Origin of the sequence: Candidatus Poriferisocius sp. (genome assembly GCF_965208475.1) — a bacterium.
GTDB lineage: Bacteria > Actinomycetota > Acidimicrobiia > Acidimicrobiales > Bin134 > Poriferisocius.
Genome location: NZ_OZ242338.1, coordinates 696,188 through 721,035, shown reverse-complemented (window position 1 = coordinate 721,035; position 24,848 = coordinate 696,188). Strand labels below are relative to the sequence as shown.

General features: G+C 64.9%; 19 protein-coding genes and 1 other annotated feature. Of the genes, 12 read left to right on the top strand and 7 right to left on the bottom strand.

Going from position 1 to position 24,848, the window contains the following annotated elements:
- The first annotated feature begins 196 nt into the window (after window positions 1-196).
- A complete protein-coding gene (locus tag ACOGXA_RS03355; RefSeq protein ID WP_419925869.1) occupies window positions 197-1,480 on the top strand; it encodes a type IV toxin-antitoxin system AbiEi family antitoxin domain-containing protein in 1,284 nt (427 codons plus the stop codon).
- Window positions 1,481-1,741: 261 nt separating this feature from the next.
- Here the strand turns inward: ACOGXA_RS03355 and ACOGXA_RS03350 are convergent, their stop codons facing one another.
- Window positions 1,742-1,879, bottom strand: coding sequence for a hypothetical protein (locus tag ACOGXA_RS03350; protein WP_419925868.1), 138 nt, complete (start codon window positions 1,877-1,879; stop codon window positions 1,742-1,744).
- Between the two features lie 342 nt (window positions 1,880-2,221).
- On the opposite strand from ACOGXA_RS03350, the gene ACOGXA_RS03345 reads away from it, so the two are divergent.
- Both ACOGXA_RS03345 and ACOGXA_RS03340 read left to right on the top strand, forming a co-directional pair.
- Complete coding sequence (locus tag ACOGXA_RS03345; protein ID WP_419925867.1) at window positions 2,222-2,542, top strand: DUF3467 domain-containing protein; 321 nt, start codon at window positions 2,222-2,224, stop codon at window positions 2,540-2,542.
- Window positions 2,539-2,697: a hypothetical protein gene (locus ACOGXA_RS03340; RefSeq protein WP_419925866.1), complete on the top strand. Its 159-nt coding sequence runs from the start codon at window positions 2,539-2,541 to the stop codon at window positions 2,695-2,697. Before ACOGXA_RS03345 ends, ACOGXA_RS03340 begins: the two co-directional genes overlap by 4 nt.
- 385 nt (window positions 2,698-3,082) lie before the next feature.
- On the opposite strand, the gene ACOGXA_RS03335 is transcribed toward ACOGXA_RS03340, so the two are convergent.
- On the bottom strand, window positions 3,083-7,996 hold the full coding sequence (locus tag ACOGXA_RS03335) for a fibronectin type III domain-containing protein (protein ID WP_419925865.1): 4,914 nt from the start codon (window positions 7,994-7,996) through the stop codon (window positions 3,083-3,085).
- Between the two features lie 297 nt (window positions 7,997-8,293).
- On the bottom strand, window positions 8,294-13,207 hold the full coding sequence (locus tag ACOGXA_RS03330; RefSeq protein WP_419925865.1) for a fibronectin type III domain-containing protein: 4,914 nt from the start codon (window positions 13,205-13,207) through the stop codon (window positions 8,294-8,296).
- 853 nt (window positions 13,208-14,060) lie between these two features.
- Between ACOGXA_RS03330 and ACOGXA_RS03325 the strand changes: the two genes are divergently transcribed.
- Window positions 14,061-14,399, top strand: coding sequence for a hypothetical protein (locus tag ACOGXA_RS03325; RefSeq protein ID WP_419925864.1), 339 nt, complete (start codon window positions 14,061-14,063; stop codon window positions 14,397-14,399).
- A gap of 110 nt (window positions 14,400-14,509) precedes the next feature.
- Window positions 14,510-14,749, top strand: a complete 240-nt coding sequence (locus ACOGXA_RS03320; protein ID WP_419925863.1) for a hypothetical protein — start codon at window positions 14,510-14,512, stop codon at window positions 14,747-14,749.
- Between the two features lie 190 nt (window positions 14,750-14,939).
- Here the strand turns inward: ACOGXA_RS03320 and ACOGXA_RS03315 are convergent, their stop codons facing one another.
- Window positions 14,940-15,566, bottom strand: a complete 627-nt coding sequence (locus ACOGXA_RS03315; RefSeq protein WP_419925862.1) for an alpha-ketoglutarate-dependent dioxygenase AlkB — start codon at window positions 15,564-15,566, stop codon at window positions 14,940-14,942.
- Between the two features lie 2 nt (window positions 15,567-15,568).
- On the bottom strand, window positions 15,569-16,003 hold the full coding sequence (locus ACOGXA_RS03310) for a hypothetical protein (RefSeq protein ID WP_419925861.1): 435 nt from the start codon (window positions 16,001-16,003) through the stop codon (window positions 15,569-15,571).
- Between the two features lie 767 nt (window positions 16,004-16,770).
- On the opposite strand from ACOGXA_RS03310, the gene ACOGXA_RS03305 reads away from it, so the two are divergent.
- The 6 genes from ACOGXA_RS03305 to ACOGXA_RS03280 all read left to right on the top strand — a co-directional run bounded on the left by ACOGXA_RS03305 (window position 16,771) and on the right by ACOGXA_RS03280 (window position 20,997).
- Window positions 16,771-17,142 carry a hypothetical protein gene (locus ACOGXA_RS03305; protein ID WP_419925860.1) on the top strand — a complete coding sequence of 124 codons (372 nt, stop codon included), beginning with the start codon at window positions 16,771-16,773 and terminating at the stop codon, window positions 17,140-17,142.
- Window positions 17,143-17,252: 110 nt separating this feature from the next.
- Entirely contained in the window at window positions 17,253-17,624 is a 372-nt protein-coding gene (locus tag ACOGXA_RS03300) for a hypothetical protein (protein ID WP_419925859.1), read from the top strand.
- 802 nt (window positions 17,625-18,426) lie between these two features.
- The gene (locus ACOGXA_RS03295) at window positions 18,427-18,552 is read left to right on the top strand and encodes a hypothetical protein (RefSeq protein WP_419925858.1); all 126 of its coding nucleotides are present in this window, start codon (window positions 18,427-18,429) and stop codon (window positions 18,550-18,552) included.
- Window positions 18,553-18,619: 67 nt separating this feature from the next.
- On the top strand, window positions 18,620-19,402 hold the full coding sequence (locus ACOGXA_RS03290) for a hypothetical protein (protein WP_419925857.1): 783 nt from the start codon (window positions 18,620-18,622) through the stop codon (window positions 19,400-19,402).
- Complete coding sequence (locus ACOGXA_RS03285; RefSeq protein ID WP_419925856.1) at window positions 19,399-20,556, top strand: nucleotidyl transferase AbiEii/AbiGii toxin family protein; 1,158 nt, start codon at window positions 19,399-19,401, stop codon at window positions 20,554-20,556. Before ACOGXA_RS03290 ends, ACOGXA_RS03285 begins: the two co-directional genes overlap by 4 nt.
- Before the next feature lie 84 nt (window positions 20,557-20,640).
- Window positions 20,641-20,997, top strand: a complete 357-nt coding sequence (locus tag ACOGXA_RS03280) for a hypothetical protein (RefSeq protein ID WP_419925855.1) — start codon at window positions 20,641-20,643, stop codon at window positions 20,995-20,997.
- Window positions 20,998-21,068: 71 nt separating this feature from the next.
- Here ACOGXA_RS03280 and ACOGXA_RS03275 read toward each other — a convergent pair whose 3' ends face one another.
- Together ACOGXA_RS03275 and ACOGXA_RS03270 are read right to left on the bottom strand one after the other, a co-directional pair.
- Window positions 21,069-21,812, bottom strand: coding sequence for a hypothetical protein (locus tag ACOGXA_RS03275; RefSeq protein ID WP_419925854.1), 744 nt, complete (start codon window positions 21,810-21,812; stop codon window positions 21,069-21,071).
- A protein-coding gene (locus tag ACOGXA_RS03270; RefSeq protein WP_419925131.1) for an IS3 family transposase occupies window positions 21,809-23,085 on the bottom strand; the annotation gives its coding sequence in 2 pieces (ribosomal slippage) (window positions 21,809-22,806 and window positions 22,806-23,085; 1,278 coding nt in all). Before ACOGXA_RS03270 ends, ACOGXA_RS03275 begins: the two co-directional genes overlap by 4 nt.
- Window positions 22,679-22,807: a sequence feature (AL1L pseudoknot), on the bottom strand. It overlaps the preceding gene by 129 nt.
- Before the next feature lie 875 nt (window positions 23,086-23,960).
- On the opposite strand from ACOGXA_RS03270, the gene ACOGXA_RS03265 reads away from it, so the two are divergent.
- Window positions 23,961-24,803: a segregation and condensation protein A gene (locus ACOGXA_RS03265; protein WP_419925853.1), complete on the top strand. Its 843-nt coding sequence runs from the start codon at window positions 23,961-23,963 to the stop codon at window positions 24,801-24,803.
- Window positions 24,804-24,848: the final 45 nt, after the last annotated feature.

Genomic DNA, 24,848 nt, shown 5'->3' with positions numbered 1-24,848 from the left:
GGTGCTCGCCGTGGCGGGTAGGGCTTTGTCCCCCTGTCGTTTGACGGTTCGGGGGGGGGGGGGGGGGGCGCCCCCCGCTGCGAGGGGCGTCTGGGACCTCTGACAGGGCAGTGCCTCTCGCTCTGTCGCCCTACATAATGCGCCAAATCGTGATGTTGTGCGTCAAAACCGGTTTTCATGCGATTAAGCTTGTCGAATGGCACAGAACTCTCTGCTGGGCCGGCCATCCACCAGCCCCTTCTCCCCCCACTTCGGCAGAACCCCGCACTCTCTCGTGGGAAGGGACAGTCTGCTAGCCGAGGTGGGAGGCGGGCTCCTCACCGGGCCCAACGACCCGCGCTACACCAGCATATTCATGGGTGTGCGAGGATCGGGCAAGACTGTGGCCCTCAACGAGGTCGAGGACAGAGCCGCTGGCGAAGGATGGGTTGTGCTCTCCATGGACGCCGGCACCCCCGGGCTGTTGGAGCGAATCACCCAGGCCATCTCCCAGGCCGATCGCACTTATGAGGCGCTCAACCTGGCCGAGATCACCGATAGGCGATCCATTGAGAAAGGCATCGGAATCAGGCTCGGCCCACTCGAGGGGAAGATGGCCACCACCGAGCATCGCGACCACGGGGCGACCATGGGATTGAGGGAGCACCTCACCTATCTGGTGCAAGCAGCCCAGCGGCACGGAGCCTCGGTGCTCCTGACCATCGACGAGTTGCAGGGCATCGACAGGGTAGAGGGGCGCAGGCTCTCAAACGACCTCCAGCACATCACCAGGCGCGCCGAATTGCCGTTGGCTTTTCTCGGCGCAGGTCTGCTGGAACTGAAGCACACCCTCCTGGGAGACCGCAAGATGACCTTCTTCCACCGATGCGAGCACTTCGACATGCCGCCCCTCGCAACCGAGGACGCCGCTATCGGCCTCGCCGGGCCGATACAGAGCTCAGGCGGGACGATCACCGGGACTGCGCTGGCGCTGGGCTCTAAAGCCGTTAACGGCTCCCCCTACCGGCTCCAGGTGATAGGCGACATCGCATGGAAGACCTCCGGCGCGCCGGACAGCGCAATCGACACCCCCGACATCGAGGCGGCCATCGCCGTCGCCGCCGAGGTGGTCGACGCCAAGATAAGCGTCGCGGCATGGCACGACCTCTCAGAAGGCAGTCAGAGGCTTTTGGAGGCAATCGGCACCAGAGGCGGGACTACCACCTCAGCCCAAGCAGCGCAGGACTCGGGGATAGACGGGAAAACCGCCAACGACGCACTCCGCCGCCTGGCCGACACCGGTTATCTGGAGCGCCCCGGCCACGGAACCTACCGCCTCACCGATCTGGTGCCGCGAGAGATAATTCGCCGCGAAACCGAGCCCCCCCAAACCACGCCGCCGATCCCCGCTGCCCTGCTGAAATGCCGCAAATGGATGCCGCGGGCCAAAGCATACTGCGTCCTCTCCAAGAACCACACCGGGGGCTGCCGATCCAAATAGCCGCCAAGGCACCTGTCTCCAGCGTTGGCCGACAATCTCGACAACAAGGGTGTGGACGAGGAATCACATGGCGTCGGCGTTGCCGGGTCCTCGGGGGAGTGGTGCGCCTTGTTCGACTCCGCCTCCCGCAGCTTGCTCACAACCTGCTCGGGTGTATGCCGCCTCCGACTAGCCATACCCACGATCCTCCCCCATACAGCAACACCGTACAACGGACCCTCACAACAGGCTGACCAACCACAGGGGGTCACGCCATTGGGTTTAGGCGCAGGCGTCGGTTTCGAGGTGGGCGGGGTTGTCGCCGTAGTCGGCGCCGGTGAGGCCGCGGCAGGCGGTGGCCAGCTCTCGGGGGAAGTCTGCGGTCAGCCACACCCTGACGCAAACGAGCGTCAGGGTCACGAACTACTCCGACAGAACCAAACCGGAGACTGTCGATCTAGTTAAGCACCCACCGGTCGCCTGGACAACCCCCAAAAGCCACCAAGAGCCGGCTTAGCCGCAGGGCGTCTGGGTCCTGGGGGGGCGTCGAGCCGGGTAGCGCATGGTCGAGTAGGGGGACGAGGTGCCCGTGCTCCCGTGGATGCTACATGTGCGGCTTCTCCGCTCCTGGTTAGGAATCTGTAAATCAAAATGTTCAAGAGGTCATGAGTCATAACCAGTATTCATGCGGGTAGGGTTACAGGATGGCCTTGAGTTCCCTGTCTGGACGTGGAAACTGCCCGCACGCTACCGTTCGCCGTCATGCCTGACAACGGGCAGAGGCTCAACATAAAGGTGAGCGACGAAATACTGGGCGGCACCTACGCCAACGAGGTCCTTATCTGGCACACCCAAAAGGAGTTCACCCTTGACTTCCTGGTCGTGCCGTCGATGCCAAGCCCATATCCCGAAGCTGACGGGGCGACGGAGATTCCCGGTCAGCACGTTGCTAGACTGAAAATACCGCTATCCACGATTTTTGAAATCGCCAAAGCCATTTCAAATAACATTGGAGTCTACGAGGAATCCTATGGAGCGCTTACTCCACAACCCGAAGATGATCCAAGAGGTGGCACATTATGACCGATAGCTACACCATCGATGCGTCAACACCCGGGTGTTCGTACTTCGATCACAGCGGGTACAGCCAACAGCACCGCGATGCGCTGCAAGCGGTAGCCCAACGCGCCCAGCCAGAGGACGGCTTCATCGAGCGGGTATTCACAATCGACGGCTGAGCGGGTCAAGGTTTTTGGCTCGAATCCCCTGATTGTCAAAGGCTGAGTCGACGGCGGCGGCGAGCGTTTCGAGGTCGTCCATGCCGTGTGCTCGCCTGGCTGTCGTTCCATTTTGGCGACCTGGACATCGTTGCCAATCAGATGTGCCGCGTAAAAGCGTGGAATCAATCTAGGGATCTGTGGATGGTGGTTCCCGCTTGGCTGTGGCTGGCACTGGAATTCTCAGTTGTGTTGATGGTCGAACGCTGTGAGTAGCGCTAGCCGCTGACAATCTTTGGCCTGGGCGCGGGCTCCCCCGGCATTGGTGGGTGCCGGGGGAGCTGGGGTTGGCTGTGTTTTGGTGTGGCCGCCCTGATTCACCCTGTGGGTGGGGGCGGTTGTGGGTTTAGGCGCAGGCGTCGGTTTCGAGGTGGGCGGGGTTGTCGCCGTAGTCGGCGCCGGTGAGGCCGCGGCAGGCGGTGGCGAGCTCTCGGCGGAAGTCTGCGGTGTAGGTGGCTGCGAGGATGTCGCCTGCCAGTTGGCGGGCGATGGCCTCGCGGCGGGTGTAGGGGAGTGCGCACACGTCGGCTACGCCGTCGCCGTCGGAGTCGTGCGGGTAGGTGGTGGGCCCGCCGAGGGACCGGTTGGCGCAGAAGCTGGGGCCGGTGATGATGCCCGAGTAGAACGGGCCGCCGCTGTTGATGGGCACCGCCGGGGGGGCGTCGGTGGTGTCGCCGCCGCAGTCGGCGTCGCCGGGGGTGACCTCGCAGGCCGCGTTGACCAGGGAGGCGTACTCGTCGGCGTACTGGTAGACCAGCGCGTCGACCGCGTTCTGGCGGGCGATGGCCTCGCGGCGGGTGTAGGGCAGCGAGCACACGTCGGCTATGCCGTCTGCGTCGGAGTCGTGGGCGAACAGGCGGGCGCCGCCCAACGACAGGTTGGAGCAGAAGCCCGGCCCGGTCACGACGCCGGAGTAGAAGTCGTCCCCGGCGGGCTGCTCGGTTACGGGCATGGCCTCGTTCGAGGTTCCCGCCGCGCCCTCGCCGACGCCGTTCACGGCCCGCACCTGGAAGGTGTAGGCCAGCACGCCGGTGCCGCTGGCGAGGCCGGAGACGGTGACGCTGGTGGTGTCGGCCGACACCTGCGTCCAGTCGCCGTAGTCGCCGACGCTGATCCTCATGCGGTGGTGCCAGCCGGTGACCGCGGAGCCGCCGTCGTCGCCTGGCGTCCACGTGACGGTGATCTCGCCGTCGCCGCCGACAGCGGCCACCTCGGGCGCCTCGGGCGCAGTGCCGGCGGCGACCGTGGCGGTTCCCGCTGGGCCTTCGCCTGCGCTGTTGACGGCCCGCACCCCGAAGGTGTAGGCGGCACCGTCGTCGGTGTCCACCTCGTTGCTGGCGGCGGCGGCGCCCCCGTCTACGGGGACCCACTCGCCGCCGTTGACCTGGATGTGCCAGCCGGTGATCGGCGAGCCGCCGTCGGCGGCGGCGGTCCACGACACCGTCGTGGTGCCCGAGCCGCGCTCGGCGGTCACCTCGGGCGCTGCGGGGGCAGAAGCCGGGGTGACGGGTCCGGCGGAGCCGGCTGCGCCTGAGCCGAAGGCGTTCACGCCCCGCACCTCGAAGGTGTAGGCCACGCCGTTTTCGAGCCCGGTCGCCGAGTGGCTTGTGGTGTCGGCGCCGCTGTCGGCAATGTCGGACCACTCGCCTTCGGCCATGCGGTACTGCCAGCTGGTGGCGGGGGCGGCGTAGTCGTCGCTGCCGGGCTCGCCGGAGGCGCCGGGCGTCCACGACAGGTCGACCTGGCCGTTGCCCGGGGCTGCTTGCACCTCGGGCGCCGGCGGGGCGGTGCCCGGGGTGACCGGAGCGGAGGCGATGGGGGCGCCGGCGCCCTGCTGGTTCACGGCCCGCACCTGGAAGGTGTAGCTGACGCCGTTGGACAGGCCGCTGACGGTGTGGGCGGCGGTGGCCGGGCCGCTGTCGGCAATGTCGGCCCAGGCGCTGTAGCCGCCGCCGGACTCGCTTTGGCGGTACTGCCACTTGGTGATGTCGCTGCCGCCGCTGGTGGCCGGCGCCCAGGTGAGCACCACCTGGCCGTCGCCGGCATCGGCGCCCAGCATGGCCGCGACCGGGGTGCCGACCGGGGTGCGGGCATCCGAGGTGATCTCGGAGCCGGGGCCGTAGGCGTTCACGGCCCGCACCTGGAAGGTGTAGCTGACGCCGTTGGTGAGACCGCTCACCACCGCACTTGTTTCAGCGGACGGCCGCTGCTGCCCGGTCGCGCTCGTGCCCAGGGACTCCCAGGCGTCGTAGGCACCGTCGCCCTGGCGCTTGCGCACCTGGTAGCCCGTTGCGGCTGAGCGCTGGGTGGCAGGCGGAGCGTCCACCGTGATGGTGACCTGGCCGTCGCCCGCTTCCACTATCACCCGCGAAGGATCAGCCGGCGCATTGCCCGGCGTCGCCGGATTCGCCTGAGCCCTGGCACCGGAACCGATGGCGTTCGCGGCCCGAACCAGGTAGGTGAATTCAGTGCCGTTGGCAAGTGGACTAGCGGCAGTACCGATGGTGTGGCTGGTGGTGTCGGGGCCGCTCCTCGGAACTGGGCGCCAACCAGCCGCATCATTTGCCGGATCGGCGTCCAGATTCGCAGCAGGCGTTGCAACATCTCCTCCACAATCCGAACTCGGCGTTACCGAAGTTCCAGCAGCCCTCTGATCAGCGGTGCGAGTTAAGTATTCGCAGTACTCCCACCGGGTGATCGCCGGGCCACCGCTGCCTCCCGAAGTCCACGACAACGTAACCTGACCGTCGCCGGCAGAGGCGGACAGCCCCCGCGGCGCCGGAGGGGCGACACCCGGAGTGACAGGCCTGGCCTCAAGGACAGGGCTGCTCAACTGGCCATTGAGGGCGCGGACCCTGAACGTGTGGGCGACACCGTTCTCCAAACCGGAGATCTGCGAACCATCTGTATCTGGGTCGTCGTCGGGTGCAGTGAAGCTGGCGCCATTATTGCTGAACGCCCAGCTGCCGTACTCGCCGTCGCCGACCTTGTAGGAATACTCCCACCGAGCGCTGGTGCTGTTGCCGGTAGTGACGGCGCCGCCGGAAGCGTCTGCCAAGCTCACCGTGACCCGGGTCGTTCCGGCAACTGCGTTGAGCACAGGCGCTGTGCCAGCAGTTCCCGCGCCGGGCGACCCTGGGGCGCCGGGAGCTATCTCGGGCGATTCGGTGGAGGCACCGGCGCCGACGACGGCATTCACAGCCCGAACCCTGAACGTGTACACAGTGCCAGCCGTCAAGCCCGTAATTTGCTCCGTGGTGTCGGCCACGCCAGTCGATTGCGCACTCGTCCACGGACCCCACGAGCCGTCTCCGGTCTTCTGGGCGTACTCGTAGGTTCTGAAGGCAGACCCGCCTAGAACCGATTGCGTCCACCACAACGTGACGCTCGCCGTGCCAGGGGTGGTGCCACGGGCCGTGGTCTGGATGTACACATCACTGGGCGCAGACGGGACAGTTGCGGCAAACCTGGCGCTGTCGGTGCCAGACTGGAAGCCGTCGCCGCGGGCGTTGACAGCCCGGATCACGAAGTGATGCTCGTCGTCGTCCGGGTCGTCGGCGGCTGACGCCAAGCCGTTCTTCAACGCGGTATCCAATGCGACGTCGCCTGGATTCAACGAGCCGGGGGTTTGCCCAGGACGGGGCAGCGCGACGCTGGTCATGGACGCGCAGGCCGGAGATGCACCCATAGTGTTATCGCAGATGTCCACCCAGGTCGTAGAGTCGGCCAAAGCAGACAGCGAGGTGCCGTGCTTGTACTGCCACTTGGTGATCGGGGAGCCGCCGTCGCCGCCAGAGGCCCACGACAAAGCAACCTGGGCCATCCCGCTCGCCGCGTCGTACACGGGGCGAGCGCTCAAGTTGGCCGGGGCCAACGGCTTGGTGCCCGGATAAACGGGGATGTCGTCGGTGAACCCGGCATGACGGCCGGCACCCGTCGCGTTGACGGCCCGAACCCTGAACAGATACGCAGTGCCTGCTGTCAAGCCGCTCACGGTGTGGCTCTTGTCGCCGGAAGTATTGAGCGCGGCGTTAGCGATAGACGTCGCCGGTACGGGCATCCACTCGCCGTAGTCGCCATCACCGGTCTTCTGGGAGTATTCGTAACGGATGATCGGAGAGCCGCCGTTAGCGATGTCGCCTTCGTCTGTGTTGTCCGTGGGAGTGCTATCGGGGGCATCCCAGCTCAAGGTGACGGAGTTCTCCGACGCGACACCCATCAAATTGGTCGGCGCACCGGGGGGCTCCCCGGGGTTCACTACTGCGCTCGTAGCAGGGCTGCCCAGACCGCGGGCGTTGACCGCGCGGACCTGGAACCTATAAATCATGTTATTTCTCAAACTGGCCACGGTGTAACTCGTGGTGTCAGCACCGCTGCCAGGAATTGTGACCCAAGCCTCATCGTTGAAAGTGGTGGTTAGAGAGCCTCCGTCAGCAGCCGTCTGCAAGCGGAACTGCCAGCTCGTGATCGGGGAACCTCCGTCGCTGCTCGCCGTCCACGACAAAGCCACCTGCTCGTTGCCGGGCACCGCGGCCAGCGACCGGGGACGCCCCGGCTCGGAGGCGATAGTGACCGGCGGCGTCTCAGCGGCAGCCCCCACACCCCTGACGTTGCGGGCCCGCACCTCAAACTGATAGGGGACACCGTTGGTCAAACCCCTAACAGTGTGGGTCGCGGTGGTAGCACCAGAGCCGATGATGATGGACCACGGGGAATAGGCCCCGCCGCCCGTCCTCTGCCGATACTCATACGACACGATCGGCGAAAACCCGTTCGCGCTGTTCCTGACAGTTGCGTCAGTAGCGGTGGCCGCCCTCCATGTCAGCACGACCTCCGAATTCCCCGCCTTGCCACTCAAACCGGCGGGCGCCGAAGGAACAGTAGACGGTATGGCTGCTTCCGAAGCCTCGGACTCTTCTCCGTTGCCCACCCTGTTGACAGCCCGAACCCTGAACTGATACGCAGTCCTCGTTGTCCCGTCCGTGCCCAACGCGCCGCCGTTGGACAAACCGGTAACGGTATACCTGTCAGTGTTGCGACCGCTGCCGGGAATGGGAACCCAAACATTCGTCTCAGGAGCTGACTGCTCATACTCCCACCGGATGACCGTGCTGCCATTGTCAGCACCCGCATCCCACGTCAACGTGACCTGCCCATCACCGGCCGTCGCCGACGTGATCGTCGGCGCAGCAGGCACCGCCGGAGCCGTCTGCGCACCCGCAGAAGACAACGGCGCCAACAGCGTCGCCAACAACGCCACAACACCCAAAGCAGCCCACAACGTGAACCGCCCACCACCACGGGACAACCCGCCGGACACAACAGGGCGAACCCCAACACAACTCATCGCTGAGAAAACCTTTTTAGCCATAGCCGACACGCTACGAGACCAAACACACAAAAACAAGCCTTTAGACCCAAACCCCCCAACAACCGTAAATCATCTTTGGCCTGGGCGCGGGCTCCCCCGGCATTGGTGGGTGCCGGGGGAGCTGGGGTTGGCTGTGTTTTGGTGTGGCCGCCCTGATTCACCCTGTGGGTGGGGGCGGTTGTGGGTTTAGGCGCAGGCGTCGGTTTCGAGGTGGGCGGGGTTGTCGCCGTAGTCGGCGCCGGTGAGGCCGCGGCAGGCGGTGGCGAGCTCTCGGCGGAAGTCTGCGGTGTAGGTGGCTGCGAGGATGTCGCCTGCCAGTTGGCGGGCGATGGCCTCGCGGCGGGTGTAGGGGAGTGCGCACACGTCGGCTACGCCGTCGCCGTCGGAGTCGTGCGGGTAGGTGGTGGGCCCGCCGAGGGACCGGTTGGCGCAGAAGCTGGGGCCGGTGATGATGCCCGAGTAGAACGGGCCGCCGCTGTTGATGGGCACCGCCGGGGGGGCGTCGGTGGTGTCGCCGCCGCAGTCGGCGTCGCCGGGGGTGACCTCGCAGGCCGCGTTGACCAGGGAGGCGTACTCGTCGGCGTACTGGTAGACCAGCGCGTCGACCGCGTTCTGGCGGGCGATGGCCTCGCGGCGGGTGTAGGGCAGCGAGCACACGTCGGCTATGCCGTCTGCGTCGGAGTCGTGGGCGAACAGGCGGGCGCCGCCCAACGACAGGTTGGAGCAGAAGCCCGGCCCGGTCACGACGCCGGAGTAGAAGTCGTCCCCGGCGGGCTGCTCGGTTACGGGCATGGCCTCGTTCGAGGTTCCCGCCGCGCCCTCGCCGACGCCGTTCACGGCCCGCACCTGGAAGGTGTAGGCCAGCACGCCGGTGCCGCTGGCGAGGCCGGAGACGGTGACGCTGGTGGTGTCGGCCGACACCTGCGTCCAGTCGCCGTAGTCGCCGACGCTGATCCTCATGCGGTGGTGCCAGCCGGTGACCGCGGAGCCGCCGTCGTCGCCTGGCGTCCACGTGACGGTGATCTCGCCGTCGCCGCCGACAGCGGCCACCTCGGGCGCCTCGGGCGCAGTGCCGGCGGCGACCGTGGCGGTTCCCGCTGGGCCTTCGCCTGCGCTGTTGACGGCCCGCACCCCGAAGGTGTAGGCGGCACCGTCGTCGGTGTCCACCTCGTTGCTGGCGGCGGCGGCGCCCCCGTCTACGGGGACCCACTCGCCGCCGTTGACCTGGATGTGCCAGCCGGTGATCGGCGAGCCGCCGTCGGCGGCGGCGGTCCACGACACCGTCGTGGTGCCCGAGCCGCGCTCGGCGGTCACCTCGGGCGCTGCGGGGGCAGAAGCCGGGGTGACGGGTCCGGCGGAGCCGGCTGCGCCTGAGCCGAAGGCGTTCACGCCCCGCACCTCGAAGGTGTAGGCCACGCCGTTTTCGAGCCCGGTCGCCGAGTGGCTTGTGGTGTCGGCGCCGCTGTCGGCAATGTCGGACCACTCGCCTTCGGCCATGCGGTACTGCCAGCTGGTGGCGGGGGCGGCGTAGTCGTCGCTGCCGGGCTCGCCGGAGGCGCCGGGCGTCCACGACAGGTCGACCTGGCCGTTGCCCGGGGCTGCTTGCACCTCGGGCGCCGGCGGGGCGGTGCCCGGGGTGACCGGAGCGGAGGCGATGGGGGCGCCGGCGCCCTGCTGGTTCACGGCCCGCACCTGGAAGGTGTAGCTGACGCCGTTGGACAGGCCGCTGACGGTGTGGGCGGCGGTGGCCGGGCCGCTGTCGGCAATGTCGGCCCAGGCGCTGTAGCCGCCGCCGGACTCGCTTTGGCGGTACTGCCACTTGGTGATGTCGCTGCCGCCGCTGGTGGCCGGCGCCCAGGTGAGCACCACCTGGCCGTCGCCGGCATCGGCGCCCAGCATGGCCGCGACCGGGGTGCCGACCGGGGTGCGGGCATCCGAGGTGATCTCGGAGCCGGGGCCGTAGGCGTTCACGGCCCGCACCTGGAAGGTGTAGCTGACGCCGTTGGTGAGACCGCTCACCACCGCACTTGTTTCAGCGGACGGCCGCTGCTGCCCGGTCGCGCTCGTGCCCAGGGACTCCCAGGCGTCGTAGGCACCGTCGCCCTGGCGCTTGCGCACCTGGTAGCCCGTTGCGGCTGAGCGCTGGGTGGCAGGCGGAGCGTCCACCGTGATGGTGACCTGGCCGTCGCCCGCTTCCACTATCACCCGCGAAGGATCAGCCGGCGCATTGCCCGGCGTCGCCGGATTCGCCTGAGCCCTGGCACCGGAACCGATGGCGTTCGCGGCCCGAACCAGGTAGGTGAATTCAGTGCCGTTGGCAAGTGGACTAGCGGCAGTACCGATGGTGTGGCTGGTGGTGTCGGGGCCGCTCCTCGGAACTGGGCGCCAACCAGCCGCATCATTTGCCGGATCGGCGTCCAGATTCGCAGCAGGCGTTGCAACATCTCCTCCACAATCCGAACTCGGCGTTACCGAAGTTCCAGCAGCCCTCTGATCAGCGGTGCGAGTTAAGTATTCGCAGTACTCCCACCGGGTGATCGCCGGGCCACCGCTGCCTCCCGAAGTCCACGACAACGTAACCTGACCGTCGCCGGCAGAGGCGGACAGCCCCCGCGGCGCCGGAGGGGCGACACCCGGAGTGACAGGCCTGGCCTCAAGGACAGGGCTGCTCAACTGGCCATTGAGGGCGCGGACCCTGAACGTGTGGGCGACACCGTTCTCCAAACCGGAGATCTGCGAACCATCTGTATCTGGGTCGTCGTCGGGTGCAGTGAAGCTGGCGCCATTATTGCTGAACGCCCAGCTGCCGTACTCGCCGTCGCCGACCTTGTAGGAATACTCCCACCGAGCGCTGGTGCTGTTGCCGGTAGTGACGGCGCCGCCGGAAGCGTCTGCCAAGCTCACCGTGACCCGGGTCGTTCCGGCAACTGCGTTGAGCACAGGCGCTGTGCCAGCAGTTCCCGCGCCGGGCGACCCTGGGGCGCCGGGAGCTATCTCGGGCGATTCGGTGGAGGCACCGGCGCCGACGACGGCATTCACAGCCCGAACCCTGAACGTGTACACAGTGCCAGCCGTCAAGCCCGTAATTTGCTCCGTGGTGTCGGCCACGCCAGTCGATTGCGCACTCGTCCACGGACCCCACGAGCCGTCTCCGGTCTTCTGGGCGTACTCGTAGGTTCTGAAGGCAGACCCGCCTAGAACCGATTGCGTCCACCACAACGTGACGCTCGCCGTGCCAGGGGTGGTGCCACGGGCCGTGGTCTGGATGTACACATCACTGGGCGCAGACGGGACAGTTGCGGCAAACCTGGCGCTGTCGGTGCCAGACTGGAAGCCGTCGCCGCGGGCGTTGACAGCCCGGATCACGAAGTGATGCTCGTCGTCGTCCGGGTCGTCGGCGGCTGACGCCAAGCCGTTCTTCAACGCGGTATCCAATGCGACGTCGCCTGGATTCAACGAGCCGGGGGTTTGCCCAGGACGGGGCAGCGCGACGCTGGTCATGGACGCGCAGGCCGGAGATGCACCCATAGTGTTATCGCAGATGTCCACCCAGGTCGTAGAGTCGGCCAAAGCAGACAGCGAGGTGCCGTGCTTGTACTGCCACTTGGTGATCGGGGAGCCGCCGTCGCCGCCAGAGGCCCACGACAAAGCAACCTGGGCCATCCCGCTCGCCGCGTCGTACACGGGGCGAGCGCTCAAGTTGGCCGGGGCCAACGGCTTGGTGCCCGGATAAACGGGGATGTCGTCGGTGAACCCGGCATGACGGCCGGCACCCGTCGCGTTGACGGCCCGAACCCTGAACAGATACGCAGTGCCTGCTGTCAAGCCGCTCACGGTGTGGCTCTTGTCGCCGGAAGTATTGAGCGCGGCGTTAGCGATAGACGTCGCCGGTACGGGCATCCACTCGCCGTAGTCGCCATCACCGGTCTTCTGGGAGTATTCGTAACGGATGATCGGAGAGCCGCCGTTAGCGATGTCGCCTTCGTCTGTGTTGTCCGTGGGAGTGCTATCGGGGGCATCCCAGCTCAAGGTGACGGAGTTCTCCGACGCGACACCCATCAAATTGGTCGGCGCACCGGGGGGCTCCCCGGGGTTCACTACTGCGCTCGTAGCAGGGCTGCCCAGACCGCGGGCGTTGACCGCGCGGACCTGGAACCTATAAATCATGTTATTTCTCAAACTGGCCACGGTGTAACTCGTGGTGTCAGCACCGCTGCCAGGAATTGTGACCCAAGCCTCATCGTTGAAAGTGGTGGTTAGAGAGCCTCCGTCAGCAGCCGTCTGCAAGCGGAACTGCCAGCTCGTGATCGGGGAACCTCCGTCGCTGCTCGCCGTCCACGACAAAGCCACCTGCTCGTTGCCGGGCACCGCGGCCAGCGACCGGGGACGCCCCGGCTCGGAGGCGATAGTGACCGGCGGCGTCTCAGCGGCAGCCCCCACACCCCTGACGTTGCGGGCCCGCACCTCAAACTGATAGGGGACACCGTTGGTCAAACCCCTAACAGTGTGGGTCGCGGTGGTAGCACCAGAGCCGATGATGATGGACCACGGGGAATAGGCCCCGCCGCCCGTCCTCTGCCGATACTCATACGACACGATCGGCGAAAACCCGTTCGCGCTGTTCCTGACAGTTGCGTCAGTAGCGGTGGCCGCCCTCCATGTCAGCACGACCTCCGAATTCCCCGCCTTGCCACTCAAACCGGCGGGCGCCGAAGGAACAGTAGACGGTATGGCTGCTTCCGAAGCCTCGGACTCTTCTCCGTTGCCCACCCTGTTGACAGCCCGAACCCTGAACTGATACGCAGTCCTCGTTGTCCCGTCCGTGCCCAACGCGCCGCCGTTGGACAAACCGGTAACGGTATACCTGTCAGTGTTGCGACCGCTGCCGGGAATGGGAACCCAAACATTCGTCTCAGGAGCTGACTGCTCATACTCCCACCGGATGACCGTGCTGCCATTGTCAGCACCCGCATCCCACGTCAACGTGACCTGCCCATCACCGGCCGTCGCCGACGTGATCGTCGGCGCAGCAGGCACCGCCGGAGCCGTCTGCGCACCCGCAGAAGACAACGGCGCCAACAGCGTCGCCAACAACGCCACAACACCCAAAGCAGCCCACAACGTGAACCGCCCACCACCACGGGACAACCCGCCGGACACAACAGGGCGAACCCCAACACAACTCATCGCTGAGAAAACCTTTTTAGCCATAGCCGACACGCTACGAGACCAAACACACAAAAACAAGCCTTTAGACCCAAACCCCCCAACAACCACCCCCAACACACCCACACCACCCCCCACAAACAGCCAACCACCCTGTATTCAGCGCCCAGGGGCAGGCGTCAGATCCGAGGTCGGCGTGGTCGCCGCCGCAGTCGGCGCCGGTGAGGCCGCAGCAGCAGGACGCCGCCCGAGGTGCCGAGCATCCGCCACTGGGTGGCCCTGGCCGCGCCGTGCAAGCGTCGGCTCGCTGGCATCTCAGGGAAAATGAAGGAGGACCACATACCTAATTGCCCACCGGCTGGGCGGCCGGAGGTATTTGCTGCATATAGGCGCCCGCATTAGTTCGGCGGGCTGTGCCTGCTGGTCAGTGCAGCCTTCGAGGTAGCTCAAGTCAGTCTTCGGGGGTGCGGAGAGGACGCAGCGTGCCTACGGCGGCGCTGAGTCGTCGATGCGGTCGGGCGCATCACAGCCGGGCCACACCCGGTTCGCGTCCGAGGCTCTGGCGCGGGTGCGCCGATGAGGCCGCGGCGGCAGCACGCCGCCCGAGGTGCCGGGCATCGACCACAGGGACCCTGGCCGCTGCGCCGTGCAAGCGTCGGCTCGCTGAGGCCTCAGGGCGTCCGACAGCCCTGTCACCTGCGATTCCCCGTTGCGGCCCGTCGGTCGGGTGCTACGCTAATCCCATTCACTTCCCCCTCCCAACACCTCCTTTCGGAGGGAGAATCAAATGGAAGCAATAACCGCAACCGTCATCGGCGTCGTGGGCACCGCCCTGTTCGCCATGTTCTTCATGCAATTCCAACACCTGCGCCAGGACATGGCTGCCGGCTTCCAAGCAGCAGCCCAAGACCGCAAAGCCCTCGACGAGAAGTTCACCGGCGAGCTCAAAGCCCAAGGCCACGAGCTCAAAGCCCAAGGCCACGAGCTCAAAGCCCTCGAGGTCAGGCTCACCGACAAGTTCACCGGCGAGATCAAGGCCCTCGACCACCTGCTTCGCGGCCACGGCGAGCGCCTGGCCCGCATCGAAGCAAAACTGGAGATCGAACCCCCTGCCGAAGCCGCCTAACCGAACACAGCCCCGCCACCTACGATTCCCCATTGCGGCCCGTCGGGCGGGTGCTACGCTCATCCCAATCACTTCCCCCTCCCAACACCTCCTTTCGGAGGGAAAACCCAATGGAAGCAATAACCGCAACCGTCATCGGCGTCGTGGGCACCGCCCTGTTCGCCATGATCTTCATGCAATTCCAACACCTGCGCCAGGACATGGCTGCCGGCTTCCAAGCCGCCAACCGCGACCTCAAAGCCCAAGGCCATGAGCTCAAAGCCCTCGACCACTTGCTTCGAGGCCACGGCGAGCGCCTGGCCCGCATCGAAGCAAAACTGGAGATCGAACCCCCTGCCGAAGCCGCCTAACCGAACACAGCCCCGCCACCTGCGATTCACCGTTGCGGCCCGTCGGGCGGGTGCTACGCTCATCCCAATCACTTCCCCCTCCCAACACCTCCTTTCGGGGGGAAAACCCAATGGAAGCAAAAGCCCTGGCTGTCATCAGCGTCGACCACCGGCCATACAACGCCTCGGCTCGGCCAATGGGAGACGCCAGTCAGGTGTGCGCTAGCTCGGCCTCTGCAATGGTGCGAAACGTGATCGAAACGCGTCGCTGACGCTTGGTCTTTTGGCCGTTCAATGTGTCGGATTGCCGCTTCGCGATGCCATGGCGCCACTTGGAGCGAGCATCGCCGTGCAAGAGGACAAGGCTGCGTGGCGCCAAGCACTGCACGTATTCGTTCCCGGTCGAATCGCAGCAGAAGTCCATGTTGGTCGCCGAGCCCAAGCTCACGGTCGCAACAATAGGGCCGAAGCAGTCCCTGTCGATATGGGGGGCGATGCCCTGTCCAGGCTGGTACTCGTTGATGATCGCCTGTTCGAACGGTTGCTGAGGGTCGAGCAACCCCTTGAGTTCCTCAGATGCAGCTTCACGCACCATGTGCGACAGTTGTGCCAGCCACTCGGGCAATGGCCCAATGTGAGCCGATTGGTCGAGGCTGCGGCTGGTGTAGTCGTACTTGTAGCCGAAGTGCATTACACGCCGGGACAGGTCCGTGAGCCACTCAGAGCTGTCGATATGAGCGAGCAGCCCTTCCTCCTGGGAGGCAGCCAAGAAGTCCGGGTGGTACTCAAGCCCCGTCGGCACAGTGGCTGCTTCGGTGTCAATCAGCGATAGTTGCAAGCTCATGCGCTCAAAATCCAGTGCTCTGCTTCTACATCCCACACCCTACTTTGCACCTCCCAGAGCATCCGACCATCGCTGCTGACGGACTCTGGAAAACGCCGCCGCACCTGAACTCCAACGGGGCGTGGCTTCCCGTGGATCTTGGCCTCCTTGAGCATCTGCTTGAGGTGGATATGGGCGCCGCCTTCGAGGTTTGCGGCCGTGGTGTAGATCAACTCGACGGGTCTATCCACCTCGATCACGGCTCGCTTGATGACGCGTGCCCATCCCTCTATATGGGCAGGCGCGACAGCTTTTTGGTGGACCACATAGCTGAGCGAGAAGAGCAACCGATCTATGTCCGTGAAGTCAACATCTTCAAGCGACTTGATGTACTCGGCCGAGTTGAACCCGGCATTGAGATGCTTGAGGATCCGCCTCCCGAGCTTTTGCATCGTTGGGTTCGGGTCGAAGGCCAGGTACCAGGTAGTCGACCCGCTGGCGCTGGCGTCGCCCGAGAGCCTCGCTTAGCGCAACGGCCACCGTCGCCGCACCGGCACCAATGTCGACGACCAGCAGACGCTCACCATTCCTCGGCGGAGCATGGGGTGCGCTTTTGTACACCTCTCTGAATACATCGGCGTGACCCCGTTGGTAGCTATAGGAGTCTCGCAGCGCAAGAGACCCCGACGCATCCGGTGCCAGCTGTCCTTGGCGTCTTGGGAACTCGGCTTCACTTCGCTGTTCGTCTGGAGTGTCGTTCCATCGCTGCTGGATGACCTTCGCAAAAGCTCTGTCGTAGTCCACTTCCACTTCACGTACCTCTAGCACAACCGACTGATGTTCTCAGAGGCTTGCGTGGAAGTGACGACATTCGTTTCAAACCATGATCTGAACCTCCCCGGGTTTCACGCAGGCTGTGACGGTTCCCGCGCTTCCCTCGATCAATTGGCTTGATCGGAGTTCCTTTCTGGCCCGGCGTCAGATCCGAGGTCGGCGGGGTCGCCGCCGGTGAGGCAGCGGCAGCAGCACGCCGCCCGAGGTGCCGGGCATCGACCACAGGGGCCCTGGCCGCTGCGCCGTGCAAGCGTCGGCTCGCTGGCATCTCGGGGCATCTGACAGCCCCGCCACCTGCGATTCCCCATTGCGGCCCGTCGAGCGGGTGCTACGCTCGTTTCAATCACTTCCCCCTCCCAACACCTCCTTTCGGGGGGAGAACCCAATGGAAGCAATAACCGCAACCGTCATCGGCGTCGTGGGCACCGCCCTGTTCGCCATGATCTTCATGCAATTCCAACACCTGCGCCAAGACATGGCTGCCGGCTTCCAAGCCGCCAACCGCGACCTCAAAGCCCAAGGCCACGAGATCAAAGCCCTCGACGAGAAGTTCACCGGCGAGTTCAAGGCCCTCAACGAGAAGTTCACCGGCGAGCTCAAAGCCCAAGGCCACGAGCTCAAGGCCCTCGAGATCAGGCTCACCGACAAGTTCACCGGCGAGATCAAGGCCCTCGACCACTTGCTTCGAGGCCACGGCGAGCGCCTGGCCCGCATCGAAGCAAAACTGGAGATCGAACCCCCCGCCGAAGCCGCCTAACCGAACACAGCCCCGCCACCTGCGATTCCCCGTTGCGGCCCGTCGAGCGGGTGCTACGCTCGTTTCATTCACTTCCCCCTCCCAACACCTCCTTTCGGGGGGAGAACCCAATGGAAGCAAGCGCCATAACCGTCATCGGCGTCGTGGGCACCGCCCTGTTCGCCATGTTCTTCATGCAATTCCAACACCTGCGCCAAGACATGGCTGCCGGCTTCCATGCAGCAGCCCAAGACCGCAAAGCCCTCGACGACAAGTTCACCGGCGAACTCAAAGCCCAAGGCCACGAACTCAAAGCCCTCGGCCACGAGATCAATGCCCTCGAGATCAGGCTCACCGACAAGTTCACCGGCGAGATCAAAGCCCTCGACCAGAAGTTCACCGGCGAGATCAAAGCCCTCGACCACTTGCTTCGAGGCCACGGCGAGCGCCTGGCCCGCATCGAAGCAAAACTGGAGATCGAACCCCCCGCCGAAGCCGCTTAGCCAAGCGCTGTTCGGCCCTGAAGCCCTGAGGGGCACGGGTGCCGCCTTCTCCGCGGGCGTGGCGCTACTCGGAGATGGTCTCCATTCATGGCCCAGCACCAGGGTCGAGCGAAGCCCGAATAGCTCTCCGAATACGGCCCGCATAGTCCGGGGTGGGGCCGATGGGAGCGGGGATGCAGCGCGGGGTCAGAAGAGCCTACCGAGCAAAAGCCGCCCAACCACATCCGCTACGCACCACGTAGATCTACATCGCTGGCTCCACCAACCGCCAGGCATCATAATAGGATTGCCCTATCTCTCCCAGGGAATCTGTCCAGTCAGCTGGCGAGCTGGTTGTGAGAAATTGTCGGAGTTCCTCTGTCCTGCGGCCCTCGCCGTGTGTCCGGGCAAGTGCAAGGGCGGCTGCCCTTGGGACACCTAATAGACGGAATGCAACCGCTTCACGGGTATCGACTCCGTAGAAAACGTAGGAGGGTATGTCTCGCGAGTTGCTCGGGATCTCTTCTTCAGTGCGTCTGGACATGGCAAGTGCCTGTAGAGCAGACAGGCCCCAAGAAACAGTTGGAGCTTATATACGTGACTAGCCAATAGGCCCCTGACCTGGCTAAATGCGTCTCAGGGAAATTGTCATAGCTGCCGGTATCTGTGGGAGAGGCACAGCACACAACCCCGCACCAGACCACACTCAGAGGCCAACAGTCGTAGCCCCATCGGATAAGCCGCCCGCTGTCGTCCGCTCGGTCCCACGCTTTCATTGCCCACCCACTCGGGTCATGGCTAGCACGATGGCAGAACGGAGCGCATGGCCGAGCCTGCGCTCGAAGTGGGAATGGTGGACGGCGAGATACGGGTCGTGGACAGGTGGGAGTTCGACTGCGCCTCTGTGGGAGTCAATGGACGCGGCGTATCGGACAGCGTGGAGCGGTGAGGGTCTTGAAGCAGGCGACCGCTTTGCCGGTGGAATAATGGCGTATCGAACGTGATAGGCTGTGAGCATGGAGGTCAAAGACTCTCGTCCAGTTCGCCAGACTAGGCATGGTTCGGTCGCCTCTGATATCCGCGAGTGGGTGTTCAGTCTGCCCGAGGGCAGCGCCTTCTACCTCGCCGATGTGCCCGCAGCGCCCAGGGCAGCCGCCAGAGTGCTGCACGATCTGGTTCGGGACCACTACGAGATCGAGCGCATATTCAAGGGCTTCTACTGGCGCGGGTCGCCGCTGGACAGCCTCAACCCAGTCGATCCCCCGCTCGGCAGGCTTGCAATGGCCTACGCAGGGGCAGGTTCAGGGTATGCAGGCGCCACTGCTGTGAATCGGCTCGGGTGGACGACTCAGGTGCCTGTCGGCTACGAGATCGGCGTTGTCGGGCGCGCCCCGCAACCTGGGTCCAACTTCGTCCGCTTCTCGTCGCGGAGCAACAGGGAGCGCCTCGACCTCACCTGGGCGGAGATCACGCTCCTAGAGGGTGTGCTGAACTTCCACCTGGCTGAGGCTATGAGCTGGGACGACGAGTCTGATGCGTCCTATGCCGAAGCGGCTTGGGCTGGCGCACTCGAAGAGCTGCGTAGCGGTTGGTCCGCCCACAGGCTGGGCCCGGGCGCTCATATCCGCACGAAAGCGGTCCTTGAAGCCGCTCCGGCAGAGCCGCGCCAGCCAGCAGGATTCCTGGATTTGGTGGAGGATCTCGCTCAGCAGTTGCCTGATGCCATCACCACGGGCGACGGACACGGCGAAAGCACCGCCTATAGCGGATTCAACGCTCCCGCTCTCGCGCTGCTATGAGCCGCCTCTGCGGGTCTGACAACACAGCCAGTGGGAAACCCTGCCGGAACCCAGCCGCGTCATGCCCGATTCCACATCACAGGTTCTCTCGACGGAAGGTGTCGTCCAGGTCCCAGGCAAAGCTGCCGCCGATAACTGCCGAGGCGGTAACCGCCAATCTGACAAAGAGAGAATCCGACAGATGCTGGCAGATGCCGTTGGTGAGTGCCGACCCTGGCCGTTTTCGCCAGCTGCGTGATTTAGCCGCTGCTGAAACTGGGCTTCCCGCAGCGCAGATAACTCACGACTACCATTTGCATCGCACTCTTTACGGTCTTGGCAGCACTCTTCCCAGCAGTAGCCCGCTTGTTGACACCAACGACGAAGCCACCGTCATCGGGGAGTCCTGGGCGTTTGCAGGTGGCACGGCTCTAGCTAGCGCCCACCGCCTGGTCGACAGGTTCTCCGAAGACGTCGACCTTGTTGCTTTCGTGCCTCCCTCTGTTGGACGCTCGTCGCTTGATCGCACGCTTCGTCGCGGGTTGATCTCTGCGGCTGCCCACGCCGCTAATCCCGACCCAGCGAGCCACAGAATTCCAGGGAGCGGCAGTGTTGCGACCGCCAATATCAGGATCGCCGGCGGAATAGTCGTAAGGGTGGATGCCGCGACGATGGCACCTCGGGCGGGTACTCCCAACCCTGATGTGGTCCTTCTCCATCCCTACTCGCTCATGGGTAGGTATGCCGACTCTGGTGACCTCGAAGCACACCCCGAGCTAGGCGGGTATGCAGTAGACGGCTTGGCGGTTCAGGTGACTGCCGCCAACAAAATGGCAGCCCTCCATGAGGCTGCTGTCCAGAACAGGCTGGACCAAGTACGTCAACGTGGCAGAGACCTCTACGACCTGGCTTGTATCGCCAACTCAGACGGTCACGCCAGCGCTGCTAAGGAACACATAGCAGATATAGCGGGACACACCGTTCGGACGGCGCGTACAAGACGAGGGAATGCAGGGCGGCCAGAGGGCGGCTACTCCACTAGCCAGGTGTTTGACCCTCGAACCGCGCCAGGCGAGGCACTTCGCGTCGGCTATGAACAGATGCAGCCCATGATTTTTGGCTCCTACCGCCCGATGTTTGAAGAGGCATTGGCCGCAGCGAAGACCCTTGATTGAACGGAAGTCTGCAGTCAACAGGTTAGCGGCAGTCGCCCTTGGCGCAACCGTGGCGCGGTCCATTGGTGCATCGATACTGGGCGCATGGTCGAGCCTGCGCTCACAGTGGAAATGGTAGGCGACGAGCTGAGGGTCGTGGGCAGATGGGAGCCCGACCGCGCCGCTGTGGCAGTCGACGGCCGCGATGTGTCGGACTGCGTGGAACGGGTGCGGATCGAGACGGTCCACTGCCCTGCGAGAGCGGGCTGCGGCGATGGCTGTCAGAAGACGGACGTCGACTGCTGGCATAGGGCGCGGTGCCTGCGACTGGACGGGGATGTGCGAGTGCTAGCCCCTCTGTTCGAAGAGGGTCGGGTGCTGGTCACCGTGTCCGCTGACAGCCTGCCCGAACCGTTCGAGTTCGCAGCAGATCAGGTCACTGGGGCTTATATACGTGACTAGCCAAGAGGTCGCTGCTCGCCTGGATAGGGGTTTTGAGTTTGACGGGCGGCGGTCCCTTGCTGATGCAGGTGTCAGAACAGGCTGGCGACTTTTGTCTCGATCTCCGCTCCGATCTCTGATTCGCTGAGCCATTTGCGGATATCGTCTCTCGCCGCTCTGCTGCTAGTCGCTTTACCCGCTTCCTGCCGCTCTTTTTTTCGGGCCTGCCATACTTTGGCGGCTTGATCGGCTGCCCGTTTGCCTGCTTCGGCCAACTCGTGGTGGAGAGTGTTTTCCTGGTCGTAGGCGGGGATGGGGAGCTTCCACAGGTGCCTCATCAAGTCACGCGCACCGAATTGGCCCTTGGGCATAAGCGGCTCCACCGATGTGTAGAGGTGGTTGCTGTTGATGATGGCTGCGAGGTAGTGCGCCTCGGCGGTGCTGGCGCACTTTATCCAGTACAGCTTGTAGTCGATCACCGCCTCCGGGTCTTTGCAGACCGCTGCCGTTGCCCGCCCGGACTGAGGATAAAGCAGGCGGACGGGGGCGGGGTTGAGTTGTCGTGTGAGTTTGCCCATGTAGTCGAGCTGTTCCAGCAGCCCGAGCTTGCTGTGCGTGCCCTTGTGTGTTTCCCAAATCTCGTCGATGGCGCTCCATCTGGTTTTGGTGCGGAACGGCAGCTTCGCGGTGTCGAGTTCGCCGTCCGCAATTGGAAGCACGGCAAGTGCTGGCTCCAAGAGCAGGAATGGGGCGATGGTGTCGCCGCGGTGAACGTTGAATATGCTTTCGGCTTCAACGGACTGGTTCTTCAACTCCTGCGGGTCAAGGTGAATCACGCCGGGTTTGGTAGAGACTGTTTTTGTTGGGTCACGGCCGGGGTGGCTGTGGTGTTGTTATGGTAGGCGGTTTCGTGGTCGGCGGGGGTGGTGTAGGTGTATCGGCCTTTGAGGAGTTGGCTGTGGCTGCGTCGGTTGTTGTACCAGTCGATGTATTCGAGGGTGGCGAACTCGACGTCGCTTTGTCCCTGCCAGGGGCCGTGCGGGTAGATGAGTTCCCATTTGAACAGGCCGTTGAAGCTCTCGATCATGGCGTTGTCGTAGCTGTCGCCTTTGCTGCCGACCGAGGCGACGATGTCGTTGTCGTCGAGGCGCTGGCTGTAGCGGATCGACACATATTGCGATCCGCGGTCGCTGTGGTGGACGGCTTTGTCGATGCTGTGGCCGCAGCGCCGGCGGGCGGCGATGGCCATGTCCAAAGCGTCGAGCGCCAACTCGGTGCGCAAAGAGCGCGACGCCTGCCAGCCCAGGACCCGGCGGGAGTAGGCGTCGACGACGAACGCCATGTAGACCCAGCCGGAGCGGGTCCGCACCCAGGTGAGGTCAGCGAGCCACAGCCGATCCGGGGCGTCGGCGCCGAAGTCCCTGTTCACGATGTCCTCGGGCATCTCGCCGCCGGCGGCGGGCGTGGTGGTGCGGGGCTTTTTGCCCCGGCGGGCGCCCGCCAGGCCCATCTGGCCCATCAGCCGCTCGACGGTGCAGCGGGCCACCCGCACGCCCTCGACGCGGTTTAGGTGGTCCCACACCTTGGCCGCGCCGTAGGCGCCGTAGTTCGCCTTGTGCGCCCTAGCGATCACCGGGCGCAGCCGGGCGTCGCGCAAAGCACGCTCCGACGGGGCCCGCTTTTTGGCCGCCCAGTAGGTGGACGGGGCGATCCCGACGCCGTGCTCTGTGAGCACCGCGCAGATCGGCTCGACCCCGAACCGGTGCCGGTAGGCGTCGATGAACGCCACTACAGCCTGGACTGGCGGTCGAGCTCCGCCCCGAAGAAAGCCGACGCCGCTTTCAATATCTCGTTAGCCCGGCGCAGCTCGCGGTTCTCGCGCTCGAGCTTTTGGAGCCGCCCGCGCTCCGCGGTCGTCACCCCCGGGCGCATCCCGCCGTCGACCTCCGCTCGGCGCACCTGATTGCGCACCGTCTCCGCCGACGGGCCCAGCTTGTCAGCGACCGAGCAGACCGCCTCCCACTGCGACCCGTGATGCCGCTCGTTGTCCAGCACCATCCGCACCGCCCGCTCACGCAACTCGGCGGGATATCTCCCATGATTTGGCATTGCTCCATCCTCTCAAGGAACAGAGCCTCCACAAAACACGGGGTGATTCAGATCCCCCCACCCGCGTTTCCGAATTAGTAGTTGCCAAACATCGAGCACGACCAGTTCGGTGGCGGTGCCCCATCCGGCTGCGACGATCCCCGTACCCTCTACTCCTTCAAGGAGTTTCCTCGTTTGCGCATGCACCTCTCCGAGCACTCCGAACAACGCAGCCCGGGTGCGGGCCCGCGAAGCCTCGAGTGCAGAGAGTGCCGATCGCAATCCGCCGTCCTGTAGGACAGCTCGCAGCAACTCGAACGCCTCCCGGCATGCTGCCTTGGCGCCATCACCCCCAGCAAGCGCAAGACGAAGTGCGACTACCTCGATTGTGTATGCCGAGAAGGAAACTGCATCTGGATCTTGAAGTGCGCTGTCCTCACCCAGAATGGCCAGCGCAGCCACGCTGCCCGCGTCCTGAGATGCGGAGCTAATGGGCTCAGAATGGATGGTTCCGACAAGGGAGTCAGTCACGCTGGCACCCACCTTGTCCATTCAGCCATCGGCCTAGGCATGTACATGGCGTAGAGCTCGACTGAACCAGGTTCAGGTACCTGCCCTCCCAAACCCCTTCCTCGGCTACTGACATCTTTCTCGTTAGCAGGCGTATCGCGAACGAGCACTCCAATGAACCGAACTGAGGTCCCTTCACTCCCTATGAACGCGGTTCTGCGTCGTCATGACCATACCTCTTTTCAAGATCTATCCATATATTTCATAGTGGCACATACTAGCGGCCGCGACAAGAGGAAATCAGCGCTCGGGAAAGAGGCAGGTTGGCTGCCACGGGGGCGCGGGGGAGTCGCCTTCTCTGCGGGGTGGCGCATTATGGTGGCGGTGTGGCAGCGGTGGCGCATACCGGGGTGTCCGACGGGCCGACCGAGGGTCGCTCGGTGGTGCATGGGGGGCCTTTTGAGGTACGCACCGAGGTGTTCGAGGGGCCGTTTGACCTGCTGTTGCACCTGATACTGCGCGACGAGGTGGACTTATACGAGGTGGTGGTGGGCGACATCGTGGACGCCTACCTGGCCGAGCTCGACCACATGGAGCAGCTCGACTTGGAGGTGGCCACCGAGTTCTTGTTGATCGCGGCCACCCTGGTGCAGCTCAAGAGCAGCCGGCTGCTGCCCGACAGCGCCTCGGTGGACCTCGATGAGGAGCTGGCCCTGTGGAGCGAGCGCGACCTGCTGTTGGCCCGGCTGCTGGAGTGCCACACCTTCAAGGTGGCATCGGCGGCGCTGGAGCAGCTGGCCGCGGCGGCCGGGCGGGGCTTTTCCCGCAACGCGGGGCCCGACGACCGCTACGCGGATCTGGTGCCCGACTTCTTGGCCGGGATCGGCCCCGACGACCTGCGAGCCGCGTTCTTGCGGGCCACCGTCGCTCGGCCCGAGCCCAAGGTGAGCCTGGCGCATGTGACCGACATCCCCGTGACGGTGAACGAGGTGGCCACCGAGCTGGCGGCCCGGCTGCCCGCCATGGGCACTGTGGGATTCCGGGAGCTCACCGGGCACCTGTCCACCGGCATCGAGGTGGTGGTGTACTTCCTGGCTGTGCTGGAACTGTACAAGCGGGGCCTGGTGGAGGTGTCGCAAGCGGCCACCTTCGGGCGAATCGCCATAGCCTGGAGCGGCGACGACGATATTGCCGCCCCCTTCGCCGAGATCGACGCCTATGAGGGATGAGCGCAGGGTTGTCAGGGGCGCCTTGTTGGAAAAGCCGCCCGGGAT

Coding starts and splice junctions, on each gene's coding strand:
- ACOGXA_RS03355 (WP_419925869.1), top strand. CDS start 197: ATGGCACAGAACTCTCTGCTGGGCCGGCCATCCACCAGCCCCTTCTCC.
- ACOGXA_RS03345 (WP_419925867.1), top strand. CDS start 2,222: ATGCCTGACAACGGGCAGAGGCTCAACATAAAGGTGAGCGACGAAATA.
- ACOGXA_RS03340 (WP_419925866.1), top strand. CDS start 2,539: ATGACCGATAGCTACACCATCGATGCGTCAACACCCGGGTGTTCGTAC.
- ACOGXA_RS03325 (WP_419925864.1), top strand. CDS start 14,061: ATGGAAGCAATAACCGCAACCGTCATCGGCGTCGTGGGCACCGCCCTG.
- ACOGXA_RS03320 (WP_419925863.1), top strand. CDS start 14,510: ATGGAAGCAATAACCGCAACCGTCATCGGCGTCGTGGGCACCGCCCTG.
- ACOGXA_RS03310 (WP_419925861.1), bottom strand. CDS start 16,003: ATGCAAAAGCTCGGGAGGCGGATCCTCAAGCATCTCAATGCCGGGTTC.
- ACOGXA_RS03305 (WP_419925860.1), top strand. CDS start 16,771: ATGGAAGCAATAACCGCAACCGTCATCGGCGTCGTGGGCACCGCCCTG.
- ACOGXA_RS03300 (WP_419925859.1), top strand. CDS start 17,253: ATGGAAGCAAGCGCCATAACCGTCATCGGCGTCGTGGGCACCGCCCTG.
- ACOGXA_RS03295 (WP_419925858.1), top strand. CDS start 18,427: ATGGCCGAGCCTGCGCTCGAAGTGGGAATGGTGGACGGCGAGATACGG.
- ACOGXA_RS03290 (WP_419925857.1), top strand. CDS start 18,620: ATGGAGGTCAAAGACTCTCGTCCAGTTCGCCAGACTAGGCATGGTTCG.
- ACOGXA_RS03285 (WP_419925856.1), top strand. CDS start 19,399: ATGAGCCGCCTCTGCGGGTCTGACAACACAGCCAGTGGGAAACCCTGC.
- ACOGXA_RS03280 (WP_419925855.1), top strand. CDS start 20,641: ATGGTCGAGCCTGCGCTCACAGTGGAAATGGTAGGCGACGAGCTGAGG.